The organism is Pseudomonas sp. IT-P171, from assembly GCF_949767765.1.
Taxonomy (GTDB): Bacteria; Pseudomonadota; Gammaproteobacteria; order Pseudomonadales; family Pseudomonadaceae; genus Aquipseudomonas; species Aquipseudomonas fluorescens_B.
In genome coordinates this window covers 242726-260677 of sequence record NZ_CATKQN010000011.1, presented here as the reverse complement: position 1 = coordinate 260677, position 17952 = coordinate 242726, and the positions used below count along the sequence as shown (strand labels likewise).

At 57.5% G+C, this 17952-nt stretch carries 18 protein-coding genes; 8 read left to right on the top strand and 10 right to left on the bottom strand.

The annotated features are described in order from the left end of the window. Positions 1-23: 23 nt before the first annotated feature. Positions 24-767 (bottom strand): SDR family oxidoreductase, encoded by a 744-nt coding sequence (locus ACM6I5_RS09675; protein WP_282410188.1) that lies wholly within the window; start codon positions 765-767, stop codon positions 24-26. Positions 768-889: 122 nt separating this feature from the next. Between ACM6I5_RS09675 and ACM6I5_RS09670 the strand changes: the two genes are divergently transcribed. Beyond that, a complete protein-coding gene (locus ACM6I5_RS09670) occupies positions 890-1810 on the top strand; it encodes a LysR family transcriptional regulator (RefSeq protein ID WP_314641776.1) in 921 nt (306 codons plus the stop codon). A gap of 71 nt (positions 1811-1881) precedes the next feature. Here the strand turns inward: ACM6I5_RS09670 and ACM6I5_RS09665 are convergent, their stop codons facing one another. Then, on the bottom strand, positions 1882-2184 hold the full coding sequence (locus ACM6I5_RS09665) for an ArsR/SmtB family transcription factor (RefSeq protein WP_414883702.1): 303 nt from the start codon (positions 2182-2184) through the stop codon (positions 1882-1884). 85 nt (positions 2185-2269) lie between these two features. Between ACM6I5_RS09665 and ACM6I5_RS09660 the strand changes: the two genes are divergently transcribed. From ACM6I5_RS09660 to ACM6I5_RS09650, 3 genes are all read left to right on the top strand, one after another. After that, a complete protein-coding gene (locus ACM6I5_RS09660; protein WP_414883701.1) occupies positions 2270-3361 on the top strand; it encodes an NADH:flavin oxidoreductase/NADH oxidase in 1092 nt (363 codons plus the stop codon). Positions 3362-3522: 161 nt separating this feature from the next. Then, positions 3523-3816, top strand: coding sequence for a putative quinol monooxygenase (locus tag ACM6I5_RS09655; RefSeq protein ID WP_414883700.1), 294 nt, complete (start codon positions 3523-3525; stop codon positions 3814-3816). Between the two features lie 10 nt (positions 3817-3826). Continuing rightward, entirely contained in the window at positions 3827-4846 is a 1020-nt protein-coding gene (locus tag ACM6I5_RS09650; protein WP_282410184.1) for a zinc-binding alcohol dehydrogenase family protein, read from the top strand. A gap of 283 nt (positions 4847-5129) precedes the next feature. Here ACM6I5_RS09650 and ACM6I5_RS09645 read toward each other — a convergent pair whose 3' ends face one another. Next, positions 5130-6437, bottom strand: a complete 1308-nt coding sequence (locus tag ACM6I5_RS09645) for an OprD family porin (RefSeq protein ID WP_414883699.1) — start codon at positions 6435-6437, stop codon at positions 5130-5132. Between the two features lie 743 nt (positions 6438-7180). Here ACM6I5_RS09645 and ACM6I5_RS09640 point away from each other — a divergent pair. Then, the gene (locus ACM6I5_RS09640; RefSeq protein WP_010459427.1) at positions 7181-8164 is read left to right on the top strand and encodes an LLM class oxidoreductase; all 984 of its coding nucleotides are present in this window, start codon (positions 7181-7183) and stop codon (positions 8162-8164) included. A gap of 109 nt (positions 8165-8273) precedes the next feature. Here the strand turns inward: ACM6I5_RS09640 and ACM6I5_RS09635 are convergent, their stop codons facing one another. Next, on the bottom strand, positions 8274-8870 hold the full coding sequence (locus tag ACM6I5_RS09635) for a cation:proton antiporter (RefSeq protein ID WP_414883698.1): 597 nt from the start codon (positions 8868-8870) through the stop codon (positions 8274-8276). 586 nt (positions 8871-9456) lie between these two features. Between ACM6I5_RS09635 and ACM6I5_RS09630 the strand changes: the two genes are divergently transcribed. Both ACM6I5_RS09630 and ACM6I5_RS09625 read left to right on the top strand, forming a co-directional pair. After that, positions 9457-10200 (top strand): SPOR domain-containing protein, encoded by a 744-nt coding sequence (locus tag ACM6I5_RS09630; RefSeq protein ID WP_414883697.1) that lies wholly within the window; start codon positions 9457-9459, stop codon positions 10198-10200. Positions 10201-10270: 70 nt separating this feature from the next. Then, a complete protein-coding gene (locus ACM6I5_RS09625; protein WP_414883696.1) occupies positions 10271-10561 on the top strand; it encodes a DUF6388 family protein in 291 nt (96 codons plus the stop codon). A 105-nt stretch (positions 10562-10666) separates the two neighbouring features. Here the strand turns inward: ACM6I5_RS09625 and ACM6I5_RS09620 are convergent, their stop codons facing one another. Together ACM6I5_RS09620 and ACM6I5_RS09615 are read right to left on the bottom strand one after the other, a co-directional pair. Then, on the bottom strand, positions 10667-11521 hold the full coding sequence (locus ACM6I5_RS09620) for an AraC family transcriptional regulator (RefSeq protein WP_414883695.1): 855 nt from the start codon (positions 11519-11521) through the stop codon (positions 10667-10669). A 188-nt stretch (positions 11522-11709) separates the two neighbouring features. Next, positions 11710-12681, bottom strand: coding sequence for an XdhC family protein (locus ACM6I5_RS09615; RefSeq protein WP_274075205.1), 972 nt, complete (start codon positions 12679-12681; stop codon positions 11710-11712). 90 nt (positions 12682-12771) lie between these two features. Between ACM6I5_RS09615 and ACM6I5_RS09610 the strand changes: the two genes are divergently transcribed. Beyond that, complete coding sequence (locus ACM6I5_RS09610) at positions 12772-13557, top strand: alpha/beta fold hydrolase (RefSeq protein ID WP_116642249.1); 786 nt, start codon at positions 12772-12774, stop codon at positions 13555-13557. Here the strand turns inward: ACM6I5_RS09610 and ACM6I5_RS09605 are convergent. From ACM6I5_RS09605 to ACM6I5_RS09590, 4 genes are all read right to left on the bottom strand, one after another. Beyond that, positions 13550-14902, bottom strand: a complete 1353-nt coding sequence (locus ACM6I5_RS09605) for an MFS transporter (protein WP_414883694.1) — start codon at positions 14900-14902, stop codon at positions 13550-13552. The genes ACM6I5_RS09610 and ACM6I5_RS09605 overlap by 8 nt on opposite strands. 181 nt (positions 14903-15083) lie before the next feature. Beyond that, complete coding sequence (locus ACM6I5_RS09600) at positions 15084-15887, bottom strand: enoyl-CoA hydratase/isomerase family protein (RefSeq protein WP_017338511.1); 804 nt, start codon at positions 15885-15887, stop codon at positions 15084-15086. Positions 15888-15906: 19 nt separating this feature from the next. Beyond that, entirely contained in the window at positions 15907-17445 is a 1539-nt protein-coding gene (locus ACM6I5_RS09595; RefSeq protein ID WP_414883693.1) for an AMP-binding protein, read from the bottom strand. Positions 17446-17450: 5 nt separating this feature from the next. Beyond that, positions 17451-17951, bottom strand: a complete 501-nt coding sequence (locus ACM6I5_RS09590) for a (2Fe-2S)-binding protein (RefSeq protein WP_017338509.1) — start codon at positions 17949-17951, stop codon at positions 17451-17453. Position 17952: the final 1 nt, after the last annotated feature.

Sequence of the window (17952 nt, the reverse complement as noted above, 5' to 3'; positions counted from 1 at the left end):
GCGCAAACGGCAAAGGGTTGCTATCAGAAGTCCTGCGCAGTCGGACGCAGAACGATTTCGTTGATGTCGACATCGGCAGGTTGCTCGATCGCGTAAGCGATGGCCCGTGCAACTGAATCAGCCGGGATAGCCTTTTTGTAAAATTCGCCAACGACCTCGGCGCTCGGCTGGTGCCCGCTGCCAAACTTCAGCTCGGAATCCACCGCGCCCGGCTCGATGGTCGTAGTGCGAATATTCCCGCCGACTTCATGACGCAGGCCATCGGAAATGGCGCGCACCGCGAACTTGGTGCCACTGTAAACCGATCCACCGGGGCTGAATACCTTAATGCCGGCAACCGACGAGATGTTGATGAAGTGACCGCTGGCCTGTTGTTCGAAAAGCGGCAACGCGGCCGCGATGCCATACAACACGCCCTTGATGTTGATGTCGATCATGCGATCCCACTCTTCGACGCGCAGCTGCGAAATCGGAGAGATCGCCATCAGCCCTGCATTGTTGATCATCACATCGATGCGACCGAATGCCTCGACAGCCTTGGCGACCAGCGCAGTCAAGTCCTCTTTGCGTGTGACATCGATCGGATGGGCAATCGCCTTTCCGCCTGCTGCGGCGACCTCCCGGACAATCGCGTCCAGACGATCCTGGCGACGGGCGCCAAGAACCACGTGGGCGCCGAGCGCTGCCAGATGACGCGCGGTGGCTTCGCCCAGACCGCTACTCGCACCGGTGATGACGACCACTTTACCCTGGATGTTTTTACTCATGTTCAGCGCTCCTGTTGAGACCTGCTTGGGTTGACGGGTGCAGTCTGCGCTGGTTTTATTCGTCATAAAATGGAAGAGTTCGGATTTGAGAATTCCATTTTCTGGAACTGGAGTTGACGGCAATGCTCAATCGCATGGAGCTGATTCGGATCTTCTCGGTGGCAGCGCAATCGACCACGTTTCGCGATGCAGCCACCCGCCTCGGCACTTCTCCGCAGACAGTGACACGCGCCATCAAAGAACTGGAGCGCACGCTTGGGGAGCTGTTGTTCCACCGCAGCACGCGGCAGGTTCATGTCACCGCTTTTGGTGCCAATTTCGCCTTGCAAGCCCGGGAAACCCTGGAGCGGGTGGATCAATTGTTTATCGCCCACAGTACACAGGAGGCAAAAGGCATCGTCGGCATCACGGCCCCCCACGCCATCGGCAAGCTGTATCTGATCGAGTTTCTGAAACCGCTGATGCGGGAGAATCCGGGCCTGAGCATCGACCTGAGCCTGGATGACCAGCTCACTGACGCGGTGGCCAACAAGATCGACATCGGTATTCGTATCGGAGCTGTGCGGGATCGGCGCTATATCGCCAGAACGGTGGCCAATGTGGACCTGAAAATCGTTGCGGCGCCGTCACTACTCGACACCGTGCAACGCCCTGGCAATATCGAGGATCTGAAACGCTTACCCCTGTCGATGCTGATCGATCGCAACAACGGCCGGCCCTGGCCGTGGGTGCTTGCCGAGGGACAAGCGTTCCTGCCTGCCTCCCCGGCATTTACCTGCGACGACCCAGAAACCGAGCGAGAGATTGTACTGGCCGGGCTCGCCTTTGGGCAAATGCCCGGTTATCTGGCAGAACCCTACCTGTCTGAAGGGCGCCTGGTCGAGGTCATGCAGCACGATGCCCCGCCGCCTTCCGAATTGATCATGTATCGTCCGCAATCAGGGCCCGTGGCACCACGAGTGAGGCTGGTGTACGACCACCTGGTCAACTGTTTTTCCGATCCGCGGTTTTTTGCGCAGAGCAAGCGCTGTAAACAGTTCTGAACAAGGGCTTGTTTGGGTGGAGTATTACGCTGTCCCTTCGGGCATGCATCACTGAGTGACCCACAGCAACATTAGTCGCGCTGGGACAGGATCGTTTCCAGCAGGCCCGGAAAACGGTTACTCAAGTCTTCTCTACGCAACGAGTTCATGTGGGTCGTGCCGACGGTCTGGGTTTGAACCAAGCCGGCTTCTCGCAGCACCCGAAAATGATGAGACATGGTGGACTTCGCGCGGCCACCGTCGAGGTCGCCGCAGCTGGCCTCTCCCAGCTCGGCGAGGCGCCGGACAATCTCCAGGCGTACAGGGTCGCTCAAGGCGTAAAAAAGACGCTCAAGCACGAATTCGCTGAGAGGAAGGTGTTTGAAGGGGCGCATGAGCGAATCATACACGGGTTTGCTCTAGGTCAATAGTTCGAATATTATCGAACAACAGTAATAGTATCCCTTGGAGAAAAACCTGATGTCTGCACTGTTCCAGCCTTTCACGCTCAAGGATGTCTCCCTTCGCAACCGGATCGCGATTCCCCCCATGTGCATGTACTCGGCCAATGATGGCCTGATCAACGATTGGCACACTGTGCACTATGCCACCCTCGCGCGTGGCGGGGCGGGACTGGTGGTTGTCGAGGCGACCGCCGTGTCACCCGAAGGACGGATCACGCCTGGCTGCGCTGGTATCTGGAATGATGAGCTCGCTCGTGCCTTCGTGCCGGTGGTGCAATCGATCAAGGCTGCCGGCGCAGTGCCAGGTATCCAGATTGCCCACGCGGGGCGCAAGGCCAGTGCGAACCGTCCTTGGGAAGGTGACGATCATATCGGCGAGGATGATTTGCGTGGCTGGCAGACCATCGCCCCGTCGGCTGTTGCCTTTGGCGCTCATCTCGCCAAGCAGCCGAAAGCCATGACGCTGGAGGATATCGCCCGAGTCCGCGAGGATTTTGTCTCCGCCGCTCGCCGTGCACGTGAAGCTGGCTTCGAGTGGTTGGAGCTGCATTTCGCCCATGGCTATCTGGCCCAGTCATTCCTCTCTGAACACTCCAACCTTCGTGACGACGCCTATGGCGGAAACTTCGATAACCGTAGCCGCTTTCTGCTGGAAACGCTGGCGGCGGTTCGCGAAGTATGGCCAGAGCACTTGCCGCTGACCGCTCGCCTGGGTGTCATCGAATACGACGGCCGGGATGAACAGACCTTGTCAGAGGCTATCGAACTGACACGTCGCTTCAAGGACGGTGGATTGGACTTGCTCAGCGTCAGTATCGGGTTCACCATCCCTGAATCCAACATTCCTTGGGCCCCCGGTTTCATGGGCGAAGTTACCCAGCGGGTACGGCGCGAGACGGGGATTGCGGTGGCCTCGGCATGGGGCTTCGGCACGCCGAGCGTCGCCGAAGAAGCGGTGAGGAGTGGTCAACTGGATCTGGCGATGATTGGCCGGGCGCACCTGGGCAATCCTAACTGGTCCTATTTAGCCGCGCAGGAGCTGGGAGTAGAGCGTCCTTCCTGGACCTTACCCGCGCCCTATGCCCATTGGCTTGAACGCTACAAGTGATCCCACCCGAGCGAGAGCGCTCGCATGGCCTTCGGGCTATCAATTCTTCGGGATCACCGGGCTGATTCAGGTTTTGGCCGCATGGCCGGCATGGACAGCTTCGATACACCCGTGCCAGCCAATGCGTTCCCTCTTTATATCGCACACAGACAGGAGGTTTGATGCCCACCCCTCTCACATTGATAGCCACTTTGGTCGCCAAGGCCGGCTTTCAAGCCGAACTCGAGCAGACGTTGCAGGGCCTGCAAGGCCCAAGCCGAGGCGAAGCGGACTGTATCCAGTACGACTTCCATCGTGATGCCGAGCAGGCTCACATTTTCCACATGATCGAGCAGTGGCGGGATGAAGCGGCCCTGACTGCTCACGAAGCGACACCGCATTATCAGGCAGCGCTCCCTTTCATCGAACGTGCTGCTGACAAGCTCACCATCACGAAAATGTATCGCATCTCCTGAGGAGCTTCGAATGAAAGCCATTGCACACTTCAAATGCCTGCCTATTGAACATCCCGACGCCTTGGTGGAGATCGATATACCCGAGCCAGTGCCGGGGCCGCGCGATTTGCTCGTAGAGGTAAAGGCCGTATCGGTCAATCCTGTCGATACCAAGGTGCGGCAGGGCTACGTACCGCACGAAGACGAAAGCCAGCCGCGTATCCTCGGTTGGGACGCTGCCGGCGTGGTCAAGTCGGTCGGCAGCGACGTGACGCTATTCAAGCCCGGTGACAGGGTCTGGTACGCCGGATCGCTGATCCGCCCGGGCAGCAACAGTGAGCTGCAACTGGTGGACGAGCGTATCGTCGGTTCAATGCCCCAGTCGTTGGAATTCAGCCAGGCTGCGGCATTGCCACTAACTTCCTTGACCGCTTGGGAATTACTGTTTGATCGCCTCGGTGTTGCACGCGATACCACCGACCGGGGCGAAACGCTGCTGATCATCGGCGCTGCAGGCGGGGTGGGTTCAATCCTGACTCAGCTGGCGCGTCAGCTAACCGGGTTGACGATCATTGGTACGGCTTCGCGCCCTGAAACCCAGACCTGGGTCACCGAGCTTGGTGCGCATCATGTCATCGACCATACCAAGCCACTCAGCGAGGAGCTCAAGCGCATCGGTATCGCACAAGTCAGCCATGTCGCTAGCCTGACCCAGACCGATCGGCACTACGAGCAAATCATCGAATCACTGAAGCCTCAGGGCAAGCTTGGCCTGATCGATGACCCGGCCACGCTGGACGCCGTACCGCTCAAGCGCAAGAGCCTGTCGTTGCACTGGGAGCTGATGTACACCCGCTCGCTTTACGAGACAGAGGACATGCAGGAGCAGCACAACATCCTCAACGAAGTTTCGCGGCGCATTGATGCGGGTGACTTGCGCACCACCGTTGGCGACAACTACGGGCGCATCAGCGCAGAAAATCTTCGTCGTGCCCATGCTCTGCTGGAAAGCGGCAAGGCGAAGGGTAAGGTCGTGCTGGAAGGCTTCTAAGAGGGTGTAGACAAACCCGCCGCCCCATTCGTTTTAATGCGATTTGACCACGCCACACTACAAGGCTGATCGCGGATGGGCTGGCTGGTGCAACGTCTTGGGCTGCGGGCCAAAATTCTGCTGTTATTGGCGGAGGGATTAACGCCCAAAGAGGTCAGCCATCAGTTCCAGGTCTCAGCGCCCGCAGCGCTTGCCAAGCTCTTCAAGTGGAACAAGACGACTGAATCCATCATTAGCTCTGTAAACAAAAACAAAGCTGGGAAATTACCGCTCATGACAATAGTTAGAGAAGCGGAATGCTATAACTCACAAAAATACGATTCTGATCTACGTTACGAGATGCTTCGCTGTTGGACTTGCCGTTACGCCAGCCGAACCCGACGCCTTTTAGCGCTCCCGACTGAAGGACGTAGTCCAGGCTAATGTCTCTTTCCCATTCCTTTTGGTTGGTGCCTGACGTCGTTTTAATGTTACCGCCAGAGAGGTACATGACCGAGCCTTTTAGGCCAGGGACACCCAGAGCGGCGAAGTCGTAAGCATACTGACCGAAAGCTGTTCGCTCGCCTGCGCGGGTGAAAGTTTGGATAAAGCGGTCTGTATACAGATACAGGCTTGCTCCACCGGCGCCCTTGTCTGGCAGGCTACCCTGACTGAGTTGAGTGAAGTTGCTGCCATCCGACACACTTTGGTACCCCGCAGTAATCGCGTGGCCACCCAGTGTGTAAATCAACGCGGCACTCCAGGTACGGTTATCGATTTCTCCATCACCGTTTTTGGTGTAGCCACTCATTCTGTAGCCTGACGTGCCGGAGCTATTTGCACCTGACGAGTCAGTTTTGAAGTAGCGCAGGTCGGTTTTGAGGGACTGATTGTCCGAGATGGCAAGGGTGTGAATCAATCCCAAAAAATGCTGCGTATAGTAGTTATCGAGGCCGGCGTAGTAGTACTGAGCTGTCAGATCCTTGGTGACTTTCCAATCGCCCCCGGCGAAGTCAAACTGATTGCTTTCACGCGTACCACCAGTAACGGCCAGCCCCGTCTGATCGCTCGAACCACGTCCTGTTGCATGTTCAATTCGACCTCCAGTCAAGGTCAGGCGATTGAGCTCGCTTGAGGTGATTTGAACGCCCTCGAAGGTTTGCGGAAGCACGCGCCCATCGTTGGCGACCAGAATTGGGAGTTTCGGAATCAAGGTGCCGTAGCGAAGTTCAGTTTTCGACATTTTGACTTTTCCGGTCAGCCCCAGCCTGCTCCACTCGTCGACGGCACGGTTGTCACTGTCAGAAGGCATCATGCTGCTGCCGACATGCCGTCCTTTGCCGCTGTCCAGGTTAACCCCCAGCAACCCCAGGCCATCGACACCAAAGCCAACCATGCCGTCGGTATAGCCCGATTTGAAGTCCAGCATGAAACCCTGCGCCCATTCTTCGGTTTTGGTAGGGGCGGCAACGCCATCGCGGTTGTCGTTATTGAAGTAGAAGTTTCTCATTCCCAAGGTGGCTTTGCTATCACTCAGGAAGTCAGCATGCGCCTGGACACTCAGGGTGATACTAAGAAACACCGAACTTGCAGTTATTGTTTTTCCACTCATTTATATAGCGCTCCATTTGTTATTTTAAAGTAATAGAAGCAACGCAAGATTTTCAGGTGCGCGTTTTTTTATTATTCTTAACATCCTGCTGAAAACGAGAAATCGACGATGCCTCGCCCCTCCTGCATCAAGTTAATATTGTTAATGCAAGTTCCAAAGTCGCTCATCGCACCTGTTTCTGTTATGCAACGCGATAGCGATAGAGCGGATTGTGTGAGAAAGGCGCAGGGAGTGCCTTGCCTAGGGAAATGGAGTTCTGCGTTGCAGTCTGAAAATTTATCTTATCGTCTGAATTTCAGGATTGGGGCCGGACCCAATTGTCGGTCGAGTACCCAAAGGCTCAGCGGGCTGACCTCTATAGCAACCCGTGGCGCGCCGATCACGACGCCCAAGGCCCAGACTGCGGTCTAACCATCTGCGACAGGTACCGAGACGGACGACGAACATGGCGGTTCCCCGCAAAGCCGCCTACTCTTGCTGGATGGTCCCCATGCTTTTGCTCAGGCGATGTATCGGACTGGAACGATCTGATTTATTTTGACCGTCCGCTCATCGCCAATCCGGACCTGCCCGCGCGTACTGCCAGCAACTGGCCCCTCACTCCGGTCGACCCGACCAGCATGTACGGCGCAACGGGCAAAGATTGCACCCACTACCCCACCTGTCGTTCCCAAGCGACCGATGCCGCAGCACCTCTGGAAACAGGGGCGCTGTTCACGTTCTCCCCATTGAGGAAGATTAGTATGTATCGGCCGAGCACGATTCCTTATCAGGAGCATCGAGGGTTCAGCCGAACCTTCACTCCGGGTCATTTGAGCCTGGGATTGTTCTTTCCTTTGGAGGCCTTCGATGGGGACACTCCGAGCATGCTCAACCAGGTCGCATTGGCCAAACGAGCCGAGGAGCTGGGCTTTTGCGCGCTCTGGTTTCGCGATGTGCCTCTTCGCGACCCTGGCTTCGGCGATGTCGGCCAAGTCTTCGACCCTTGGGTTTACCTGGGCTATATAGCCGCTCATACGTCAGAGATAACGCTTGGCACCGCATCCATTGCCATCCCTTTACACCATCCACTGCACACGGCCAAGGCGTCAGCCAGCATCGATCAGTTGAGCGCAGGTCGCTTGATTCTGGGGGTAGCTTCCGGCGATCGCCCTGTGGAATTTTCGGCTTTTGGCGTCGATGCCGAAAGGCGCGGAGACATCTTTCGAGAGTACTACGAGGTGATTCGCAGAGCCCACAGCACCAGCTTTGAACCCATCCGCTGGAGCGGTGGTGAGCTGCGGGGCGCAGACCTCATTCCGAAACCCACAACCCAAGTGATTCCAATGCTCGTAACCGGGCATAGCCGCCAGTCACTGGATTGGATAGCGCGCGAAAGCACCGGATGGATCAACTATCCACGCCAACCGAACATGCAGCGACTGATCGTGGAAGATTGGCGGCTGGAGGTCATGAAGCAATGTGGTTCCGTCTATAAGCCCTTCGCTCAGTCGCTATACATCGACCTCGCTGAGAACCCGTCAACGCCGCCCACTCGTATTCATTTGGGGTTCAGGCTTGGACGCGACCACCTCCGGGGTTTGCTGGAGGTGCTTCAGGAAATCGGGGTGGACCACGTTATCCTGAATCTCAAATACAGTAAGCGCCCTGCTGCGCAAGTCATTGAGGAGCTGGGCACTCACATCGTTCCGCAATTCGGAGTACAGCCTCGTTCCGAAGCGAACTGAAACCAATACGTTACTGGACGGATTCATCGTCAACTCTGCGACATAAAAAATGGCAGTGATGCCGCAGGCGGTTCAGAGGCCCGCAAGCGAGCCCGCCCGAGGAGTGAAGTCAGAAACCTTCTAGAACGATCTTGCCCCGGGCCTTGCCGCTCTCGACCAGCGCATGGGCACGACGCATGTTGGCCGCATTAATCGCACCGAAGTGCTCGCCCACAGTGGTCTGCAGAACACCTTGGTCAATCAGAGCGCTGACGTGCTGCCCTCTCGGCTCGGTAATGTCACCGCGTTCCGAGAGAACTTGCATAACCAGGGCCGTGGAGGTGAGTACAAAACCCGCTGCGCAGACAAATGACACCTGCCAAGGGAATCCAAAAGCCATGCCGACAAAAGTGAGCAGAACAGCACAGACCACCACCTGCAGGCTGCCCAGCCCAAAGATCTGCCGACGCAGATCCCATAGGTGCGAGGGTTTCATCTCCAGTCCAATCACAAAAAGAAACATCGCCACACCCAGCTCGGCCACCTCAATGATGGTGTGGGGGTTATTGATCAGTTGCAGTCCGAAGGGGCCAATGATCAGCCCCGCCGCCAGGTAACCGACCACTGAGCCGAGCCCGATGCGTTTGAGCAGCGGCACTGCCACCACGGCGGCGGCAAGCAAAGTGACGACAGCAAATAATTGTCCTGCATTGCCTTCAGCGACCATGGCATTGACCCTCATCCCACATCAGGACCGGTAATGCGTCCACGGCCAGGCGTGTTGAGCAGAGCTTTCAAGCTGAGCGCTCAGTTCCGCAAACTCTTCAGGACTAAGCACAGCATCTGGAGCGTTCTCCAAGAACTCTCTGCGGTAGGAATGGCACCTGAAGTGTAGTGCAGCACACCGGCATCGTTTGAAAGGGTGACAAAAAATTCAGTTGCTTCTCCCCGTCCGTACCGTAAAGGGCCGGCTAACAATCCTTTCATTTATACCGAGCGCGCAGGCTTGGCTTGAATCTTTGGCCAAGTACTTTGGCCACGATATTAACCTTAAATATAAGTGTTTTAATTGGCCCTCATCAAATCCATCTGATACGGCTTTTTTTTGATCACCTGAGCCTTTTTCGTCAACCAACAGTCTATAAAGTGCATGCCCGATGTTCTTTAAAACAACAAAAAGCAGCCAACTCGTTTTGGCGCTTGGGCACACTGACGCGCTCAAGAATCCAGACCATCCCAGGATCAAAAATAGAACCCTGTTTTATCAGAACAAACGGGACAAATAACAATTCATTTGATTTGGAGATGGTGTCGTGCGAAAGCTTGGCTTGGGCTTCCTGTTAACTGGCGTTTTTGGGCAACTATCAGCACTACTATGGACCTACACGTCCACAGGACAAACTTGTCAAAATAACGTCGACAATTCATACATCCAGCAAAAAGTGACAAAGTTCGAACAGCTATTCGATGACACCACAAATAAAGTTGCGGCAGAGGTCAGTGCAAAAGATTCCGACGGGCTCGCGCACCTTGCGAAAAACGAATCCCGCATACCCGACTCAACGGAGGCTGAGGCCGTACAGTTTTTGATGGAAAAGCCAGATGAAACTACAGTACTTACGCTGCCTTCATTGCCCACACAGGCACACAAATGGACAATTATTCTAAGCGGTCTGATTGCTTTCACCGGCCTGCTCTTGGCACTCTTCGCTCGTAAAAAAACCATTCATACACAATGGCATGTCTTTCGTACCATTCCAGGCTCGCTAATCACGCTGGAACGCCCGTGTTTGACATGCGGCGACTATATTCTCCACCCTAAAAAAGAAGCTTCAACCACGCCTTCATCCGGCGTTTGGGTGGTCGAAATTGCATTGAACACACCCAGTCGCCACCGCGCAGTAAAAGCCATTCAGCAGCTGGAGTTGCCGGTAGCGCGTAAAGAAAACAACTTTGTCGTCATCGGCCCGTATAAACAAAAGCAGGACGCGGCTCGCGTCGTGAAAGAGTTGAGTGAAAGTCATGGCGTTCGAGGATGGATGATGGCAGGAAATTGACACAGTCCGATTTATCGCTGGGCCGACCTCGAACAACCAGCTACTTATTGCATTCCACAAGAGAGCATTCATGATCGCAAAAGAACTTAGAGCCGAACTCGCCCTGAAAAAGTTTCTGGACGCCAACTTATGGATCCAACTTGAACTCAGCGAGCTGAACTACAGCCTCGCTGAAAACTGTGGGCTCTCGCCGGAAGAATATCGCCTTAAATTTCTGAAAGAAGCATTTGAAACAGAAGCCGACGCGCACGACTGCGATTGCTGGGACTTCATCCTGCAGTGGGTGGCCGAAACCAAGGAAGAACTTGAGTTGATGCGCGAAGAACGCATGAAAGAGATTTATGACTTTCTGGACAATTAACAAGTGTTACAACTTACGTAGTCTATAAAAGCCGTCAGCTTCAAGATGAAAGACTAACTTCATCGGCGGGAAGGCTGCCCAAACACCTCCCGCCCTCCTCTCGGTTCAAACCGCCGCGTAACTATCCACTACACGCCGATACTGGCTGGGTGAAGCTCCGATGTGCTGACGGAAAAACCGTGTGAAATGACCTTGCTCGGAGAACCCGAGGTTCTCCGACAAAAGGCCCAGCGTTCCACTGCGCTCACGCTCAAGCCAAGCAAAAGCCCGGCGCATGCGCGCGTCGTTAAGCAACAGGTTCGGCGTCATGCCGGTGTCTTTCTTGAACAGCGCAAAGAAGTGTGCCCGAGACAGACCACAGGCCCGCGCGGCGTTGTCGATCGGGTTCGGATCATCGAGGTGCTCAAGCAACCAGGCGGTGCCACGGCGCACGCGTGCATCCCGAAACTCACCTGTGTTGGGCGCACCCAGTAGCGACAAATGCCGCCAGCTGGAAAAGTCCTCGATCAGTTCGATCAGGAAGTCGAACAGCATGAACTCCAAACGCTCTTTCGGCACGATCCCACAACCATGCGCTTCGGCGACCAGGATGTCGGCCAAGGTGCGATTACGACTCGACAGCTCGATGCACGACCGGGCGAAAAAGTCCGGGCGACCGCTGAGCGCCAGCGACTGCTGGGCCGTGGCCAGCCAGGCGGGCTCGATGTAGAGCGCCAGGATCAGGGTGGCACCGGCACCCGGCTGCGGATCGTAGAAATGCGGCTCCCAGGCATTGACCAGCACCGCCGTGCGATCGCTGAGCGGAACCCGCCGACCGTTGACATTGAAGTAAGTGTCTTCGCCAGACACTTTGACCAGCACGTGGCATTCGGAATGGGTATGGGTGACCAGCGAATGATCCATATTCAGCAAGGCGACCCGGCCAAACCTGCCGTGGAAAACCCGTTGGGCAATCGACATCAGATTCCTCCGCTCGCTTGAAGCGATATCGTTATCGGCCTCAATGCATATCATCGGGGCGCTTATCTATTTCACAAGCCCGTCGATCGGTCCATGGTTCAGCAACACTTGGCTGGCCACTATCGCGCGCGAATGACCGAGCGTCTACCTCGACTTTCGCAGCCCCCACGTTCGTCGGAAAAACCGCCTTACAAGGCATGGCGTTCTTTGCCGTGATAAACGCGCAGGATATCGGCCACCACCGCCAGAGCGATTTCCGCCGGGGCCTTGCTGCCCAGATCGAGGCCGATGGGCATGTGTAAACGGGCGATCTGTTCATCCGTCAGACCACCGATGCGTTTCAGCCGCTCGGCGCGCTTGGCCGACGTTGCCTGAGATCCCATGGCGCCGATGTAAAACGCCGGAGTGTGCACCGCTTCCATCAGCGCCAGGTCATCGATTCGCGGATCGTGAGTCAGCGCCACCACCGCGGTCGCCGCGTGGCAACCTCCGGCGGCAATGAACATCGAGGGCAGCACGCGTTGCATTTCCACACCTTCGAGTTGTACTTGCAGCATCTCTTCCCGGGGATCGCAGGCGATGACTTCGCAGCCGATGGCGCGGGCAAAACTGGCGCAGAATTCGGCGACCGGCGAGAGCCCCGCCAGAATCAGTCGTAACGCCGGGCCGACGCTGATGCGCACGCTTTCGTCGACGACTTGCACCCGCTCGCTGCCGTGTCCGGTGTCCGGGTCCAGGCGCAAGGCACCACTGCTCAGTTCGACGTGACGCAGCAGACGACGCTGACCCAGCAACGCTGCTTGCAGACTCTCCAGGTGGGCGATCCATTCGAGACTGGCAGCGCGGTGCTCGACCAGCACGATCAGCACGCCGCCACAGGGCAATCGCAGGCGGTGGCGTTGCTCGACGCTGTCGCCATAACTGACGATCTGCGCCGGTTCGCGTAACTCACCGCGCGTCAGGCTTTCGAGAAACTCCTCTTCGACGCAGCCACCCGACAGCGAGCCGACGTGTTCGCCTGTGCCATTGGTCACCAGCATCGCACCCGGCGCACGCGGTGCCGAGCCATAGGTGGAGAGCACCGTACATAGCCACTGGGCCTGCCCGGCGCGAGCCCATTGCAGTGCCTGGTCGATCACCTGAACATCGAGATGACGCATATTTTCTGTACCTCAAGCAAAGCGTGGTGCTGCATGCAGGGTTACGTTTACGGTAACCTGCGAGCAATCCTGTTCAATCGTTGATTCAACATGTCGCCACAACAGTTTTTGCAACTCGGGGCGCTGCGCCTGGAACATCGCCAACTGCCTCCGGCTGACCCATCGCGACCGACACTGGTGCTGTTGCACGAAGGCCTCGGCAGCGCCGACCAATGGAAAGACTTCCCCCTGCGCCTGGCCCAGGCCAGCGGTTACGGTGTGGTCACTTACAGCCGTCAGGGTTATGGGCAATCGAGCCCGGTAACCCTGCCGCGTCCGCTGAACTACCTGAGCAGCGACGGCCCTCGGGAACTGCGGCAATTGCTCGATGCCTTGCAACTGCCGCAAGTGGTCTTGCTCGGTCACAGTGACGGCGCATCCATCGTCCTTGCCTATGCCGCCACCAACGATCCACGCGTGTTGGGCAGCATCGCACTGGCCCCTCACGTGATTGTCGAGGCCGAGAGCCTCGATGGCATTCGCCACACCACCGAGGCTTGGCATCTGGGCGAACTGCGCGAGCGCCTGGCACGTCACCATGGGACAAATGTCGATGGCGCTTTTCACGGTTGGAGCGACAGTTGGTTGCACCCGGACTTTTCCTTGGATGATCTCGAAGCGCAGTTGGCTTATATCGAAAAGCCGTTGCTGGTCATTCAGGGTCGCGAAGACCACTACGCCACGCCCGAGCAACTGGTGGTCATCCAGCGACAGGTCGCTGGACCGTGCCGCTGTGTGTTGCTGGATAACTGTCGGCACTTTCCCCAGACCGAAGCGACCGAGCAGACCTTGCAGCTGATCTGCGAATTCCTGAAGCGCCTCCCCGCCTTTACTTGAAATTGCCTTGGGTTTCTGGAATCACCACGCTGCCGATCAGGTAGATCACCGACAGACCGACGGCGAACATCGCCAACACCATGGGGATCTGCGCCGGGCTGCCGCTGACCAGGGACACAAAGGTCGGCATGGTTCCGCCGAGGGCGAAACCGATGTTCCAGGACAATCCGGTGCCGCTGGCTCGCAGCTCGGTGGCAAAGCGTTCGTTGAGGAAGATCAGAATCGGCGCGATGATCGCCCCACCTATGAAGCCTATACCCACGCAATACAGCGCAGTACGGGTCAGCGAACCCGATTCGGCGACACCCAGAAACATCATCGGCAGGCTCACCAGGTTGATCACACCCAGCAGCATGAAGGTCTTCTTGCGACCGATCAGGTCGCTCAGGTAACCGAAGGCCAGTGCTCCGACAATGGTTGCCACCGACCCGTACATGAGCATCTGCGAAGTCTGCGCATGAGGCACTTTGGCGACCACGTTGAGCAACGTCGGCAGATAACCGCAGGCCAGGTAATACGTGGCACCGCCTCCGAACGTAATCAGCAGGTTGACCAGCATCACGCCGCGGTACTCGCGACCGAACAGACGCTTGAGCGGCGACATGACAACTACCGCCGGCCCCTTGGTTTTGCGCGCTTGTTGCAGTTGCTGCCAGACCGGGGTCTCTTCCAGGTAACGGAACATCACCAGACCGAAAAACGTGCTTAGCAGGCCGCAGAAGAACATGAAGCGCCAGCCCCAGACGTCAAATTCTTCCCCGGGAAAGATCTCCGACAACACCAGATAAGTGAATGACGCCAACAGCGCGCCCATACCGGCGCCGGCACCACCGATCAACCCGGACATCAAGCCGCGATAGCGCGGCGAGATGGATTCGGTGCCGATGGTGTGAGTGGAGGCAACGATGCCACCCACGAAAATGCCCTGTATCACCCGCAAGACCAAAAACAGTATCGGGGCCAATATGCCGACCTGATGAATGGTCGGCAACGCGCCAAACAGTGCCGTGGAAATACCGACGCCGACCATCGACACCATCAACGCACGCTTGCGGCCGTGCTTATCGGCATACGCGCCGAAGATCGCCGAGCCCAGCGGACGCACCAGCAAGGCCACGGCGAACGAGGCATATACCGCGGCCAGCGACAGGGTCGGGGTGTCCGAGGGGAAGAACAGGCGGCCGATGATGGGCGCCACGTAGAGCAGAATGAACAGGTCGAACAAATCCAGCGCCCAGCCGAATGTCGAGGCAAATGCCGCGAGCAAGGCCTTGCCCGGTGGAATCTGTGGTGTATCGCAAGCGGCGCTGGAGGGTGATGCAGTTATTGTTGTTGTCGTAGTCATGGTTGCCTCACACAAACGGTGATCGAACGTTCTGCATCCCGGTGCACGGGTTGCGAGTAATCAGCAGGTCAGCGGTGAAACCTTGATGTGCCCTTTCAGTTGCATTGAAGGGGCGGCAGGCCCTGCTCCGTAAGGCGTACGCTGTTACCAACATACTCCCGGGCCCGCTCGCCAGTACGATTTACTCGCCGATAAACACGGCCGTACGCTTGCTGTGAAACGCTTCAACGCCTTCCTTGAAGTCCTTGGAGCTACGCAGACGGCTATAGCAGTGACCTTCCATTTCGATCGCGACGGTCAGCGGCGCATCTTCGTTGTCGTTGATCAGTTTTTTCGCCGTGCGCTGAGCCAGCGGCGAGAAGCGGCGCAGTTCATCGACCAAGGCATCGACGGTGCTTTCCAGTTCGGTATCCGGCACGACCTCGGTCGCGATACCCCAGGCGTAGGCCTGGTCGCCGGTAATGCGTTTGGCGCGCATCACCATGTGCTTGGTGCGGGTGATGCCGATGATTTTCTGCAGGCGTGCGGAGCCACCCGAGCCCGGGATCTGACCCAGGTTCTGCTCAGGCAAGGCATAGCGAGTGGTTTGCGAAGCAATGCGGAAATCACAGGCCAGGGACAGTTCGAAACCGACGCCGAAGGTGTAACCACGGTTGGCAACGATCACCGGTTTTTCGCAACGTGCCGGTGCCGCAACGTTCCAGGCCAGCTTCGAAACGTGCTCCGGCGACGCTTCGAGGAAGCCCTTGATGTCACCGCCGCTGGAGAAGTGTTCACCCACCGAGCGCAGCACGATGACGCGCACGTCTTTGTGTGCATCGAGGGCTTCGAAGACCAGGCGCAGTTGATCGCGCTGGCCCATGGAAATAACGTTCAACGGCGCCCGGTTGAGGATGATGTCAGCGCGCTCGCGGGACGCATCGACTTCAACCTGGAAGCCATCGAACTGCGTGTCGAGAAATTGCTGGATCGCTTGTTGTTGCATGGGAGTGTCCTCTGGATGATTAGCTGATGGCCTTCAAGGCCTGTTCCTGAAATTCGGCCAGCAGCACGCGCCGCAGCACCTTGCCAACTGGAGATTTGGGAATCTGATCGATGAAGTGGTAACGCCGTGGCCGCTTGAATTTCGCCAGGCCCGAAGCGATGCAATGGGCATCAAGGTCGCCTTCCGAGACCTCGGCGCGCAGCTTGATAAATGCGGCAATGATCTTGCCCCACTGCTCGTCGGGCAGACCGACCACCACCACCTCTTCTACTGCCGGGTGCAGAGAGAGCATGTTTTCGATTTCTGCCGGACTGACGTTTTCGCCGCCGGTGATGATCAAGTCATCGACACGACCCGTGACGAACAGATCGCCCTCCAGATCGAAGTAGCCGATGTCACCGGTGAAATACCATCCGTCACGCAATGCCTTGGCGTTCGCTTCGGGGCGATTGAGGTAGCCTTCGAACGCCTCGTCACTCGCCAGGTCGGCGATGATCTGGCCCTCCTCCATTGGGTTGACCTGCACATCCACCGTTTCAGCATCGATCGGCACCACGCGCACGCGCTGGTTCATTGCACTGCGCCCTGACGAACCGGGTTTGCGGCTGGCTTGCTGGTCGATGGTGAAGGTGTAGATCTCCGAGCTGCCGTAATGATTGACGAACAATTGCGGCTGGAACGCCTGCTCGACGCGACGCATCAAACCGTCGCTCATCGGTGCACCGGCAAAGCCGATTTTCTCCACACTGGCGACTCGCTCGCGGGCAAAGGCCGGGTGTTCGATGAGCATGTGGTAGAGCGTCGGCACCAGGTACAGGTTGCTGACCTTTTCCCGCTCGATGGCCTGCAGCGTGGCCTCCACATCGAACTTCGGCACACAGACAAAATGTCCGTCGATCAGCGCCATGGACAGCAACGAACGCACGCCCATGGTGTGGTAAAGCGGCATGACACCCAGCGTGCACTCGCCCTGGCGGTAGAGGTTTTGCGCTACGTGGGCAACCGCCGCGGCGCGTTCACTACGGTGCCGACGCGGTACGCCTTTGGGCTTGCTGGTGGTTCCGGAGGTGTACAGCAACAGTGAAAAATCTTCGGCGTCGGCCTGCAAAATGATGCCGGAGGGGGTCTGCGAACACAGTTCCTCGAAACTCAGGTCGGTGTTGGCAGCACGCAGACCGGTGGCGATCCGTGGCAGCCTTGTGGCGGCGCTGCAACCGGCCACGGCGGTCACGGTCGCGTCGTCGTAAGCCACTGCACGGATTTGCGCATCTTCGATGCAGTAGCCCAGTTCCTCGGCAGTCGAACGCCAGTTCAACGGGGTCATGACGATGCCCGCAAACTGACACGCCCAATGCAGGGTTGCCATCTGCCAGCGGTTTTGCATCACTACCAGCAGTCGATCACCGCGTTGCAGCCCAAGGCATTGCAAGCCCCAGGCGGCACTCTGGATATCGACGAACCATTCTTCATAGGTTTTCTTCAACGCACCGTCACTGACCGCCACGGCGTGCGGGCGGCGTTCAACGGCAGCGAGGAAACTGCGTCCGAGATCGAACATTTTTGTTATACCCCTTTGTTCGTTTGGCGCTGGGCAGCGACTTCGAGCACGGCCTGAACGATGCCGGTGTAACCCGTGCAGCGACATAGATGCCCCGAAAGCATGTCGCGTACCTGGGTCTCGTCCGGGCTGGGTACCCGTTCGAGGAAATCCACGCAGGACATGAGAATGCCCGCAGTGCAAAAGCCGCACTGCAAGGCGTGATGACGGCGAAAGGCTTGTTGCAGGTCGCTTAGTGTGTCGTCGTCGGCCAGGGACTCGACGGTCTCGATACGTCGCTCGTGCCCCTGTACCGCGAGCATCAGGCAGGAACGCATGGCGACTCCGTCCACCAGCACCGTGCAGGCACCGCAGACACCGTGTTCGCATCCGACATGGACACCGGTGGCACCGAGGTCGTGGCGCAGAAAGTCGCAAAGTTGGGTCCGCGGTTCAGCCAGGGCTTCGCGGGAGCGGCCATTGAGTTCCAGGCGAATCGGAAAGGTTTGGTCGGCAGTTACACGCATG

Bases quoted from the DNA above. Each gene is read 5' to 3' on its own strand.
- ACM6I5_RS09605 (WP_414883694.1), bottom strand. From the start codon at position 14,902: ATGACTACGACAACAACAATAACTGCATCACCCTCCAGCGCCGCTTGC.
- ACM6I5_RS09610 (WP_116642249.1), top strand. From the start codon at position 12,772: ATGTCGCCACAACAGTTTTTGCAACTCGGGGCGCTGCGCCTGGAACAT.
- ACM6I5_RS09595 (WP_414883693.1), bottom strand. From the start codon at position 17,445: ATGTTCGATCTCGGACGCAGTTTCCTCGCTGCCGTTGAACGCCGCCCG.
- ACM6I5_RS09655 (WP_414883700.1), top strand. From the start codon at position 3,523: ATGCCCACCCCTCTCACATTGATAGCCACTTTGGTCGCCAAGGCCGGC.
- ACM6I5_RS09645 (WP_414883699.1), bottom strand. From the start codon at position 6,437: ATGAGTGGAAAAACAATAACTGCAAGTTCGGTGTTTCTTAGTATCACC.
- ACM6I5_RS09590 (WP_017338509.1), bottom strand. From the start codon at position 17,951: ATGCGTGTAACTGCCGACCAAACCTTTCCGATTCGCCTGGAACTCAAT.
- ACM6I5_RS09600 (WP_017338511.1), bottom strand. From the start codon at position 15,887: ATGCAACAACAAGCGATCCAGCAATTTCTCGACACGCAGTTCGATGGC.
- ACM6I5_RS09660 (WP_414883701.1), top strand. From the start codon at position 2,270: ATGTCTGCACTGTTCCAGCCTTTCACGCTCAAGGATGTCTCCCTTCGC.
- ACM6I5_RS09625 (WP_414883696.1), top strand. From the start codon at position 10,271: ATGATCGCAAAAGAACTTAGAGCCGAACTCGCCCTGAAAAAGTTTCTG.
- ACM6I5_RS09615 (WP_274075205.1), bottom strand. From the start codon at position 12,681: ATGCGTCATCTCGATGTTCAGGTGATCGACCAGGCACTGCAATGGGCT.
- ACM6I5_RS09620 (WP_414883695.1), bottom strand. From the start codon at position 11,521: ATGTCGATTGCCCAACGGGTTTTCCACGGCAGGTTTGGCCGGGTCGCC.
- ACM6I5_RS09640 (WP_010459427.1), top strand. From the start codon at position 7,181: ATGTATCGGCCGAGCACGATTCCTTATCAGGAGCATCGAGGGTTCAGC.
- ACM6I5_RS09635 (WP_414883698.1), bottom strand. From the start codon at position 8,870: ATGGTCGCTGAAGGCAATGCAGGACAATTATTTGCTGTCGTCACTTTG.
- ACM6I5_RS09665 (WP_414883702.1), bottom strand. From the start codon at position 2,184: ATGCGCCCCTTCAAACACCTTCCTCTCAGCGAATTCGTGCTTGAGCGT.
- ACM6I5_RS09675 (WP_282410188.1), bottom strand. From the start codon at position 767: ATGAGTAAAAACATCCAGGGTAAAGTGGTCGTCATCACCGGTGCGAGT.
- ACM6I5_RS09670 (WP_314641776.1), top strand. From the start codon at position 890: ATGCTCAATCGCATGGAGCTGATTCGGATCTTCTCGGTGGCAGCGCAA.
- ACM6I5_RS09650 (WP_282410184.1), top strand. From the start codon at position 3,827: ATGAAAGCCATTGCACACTTCAAATGCCTGCCTATTGAACATCCCGAC.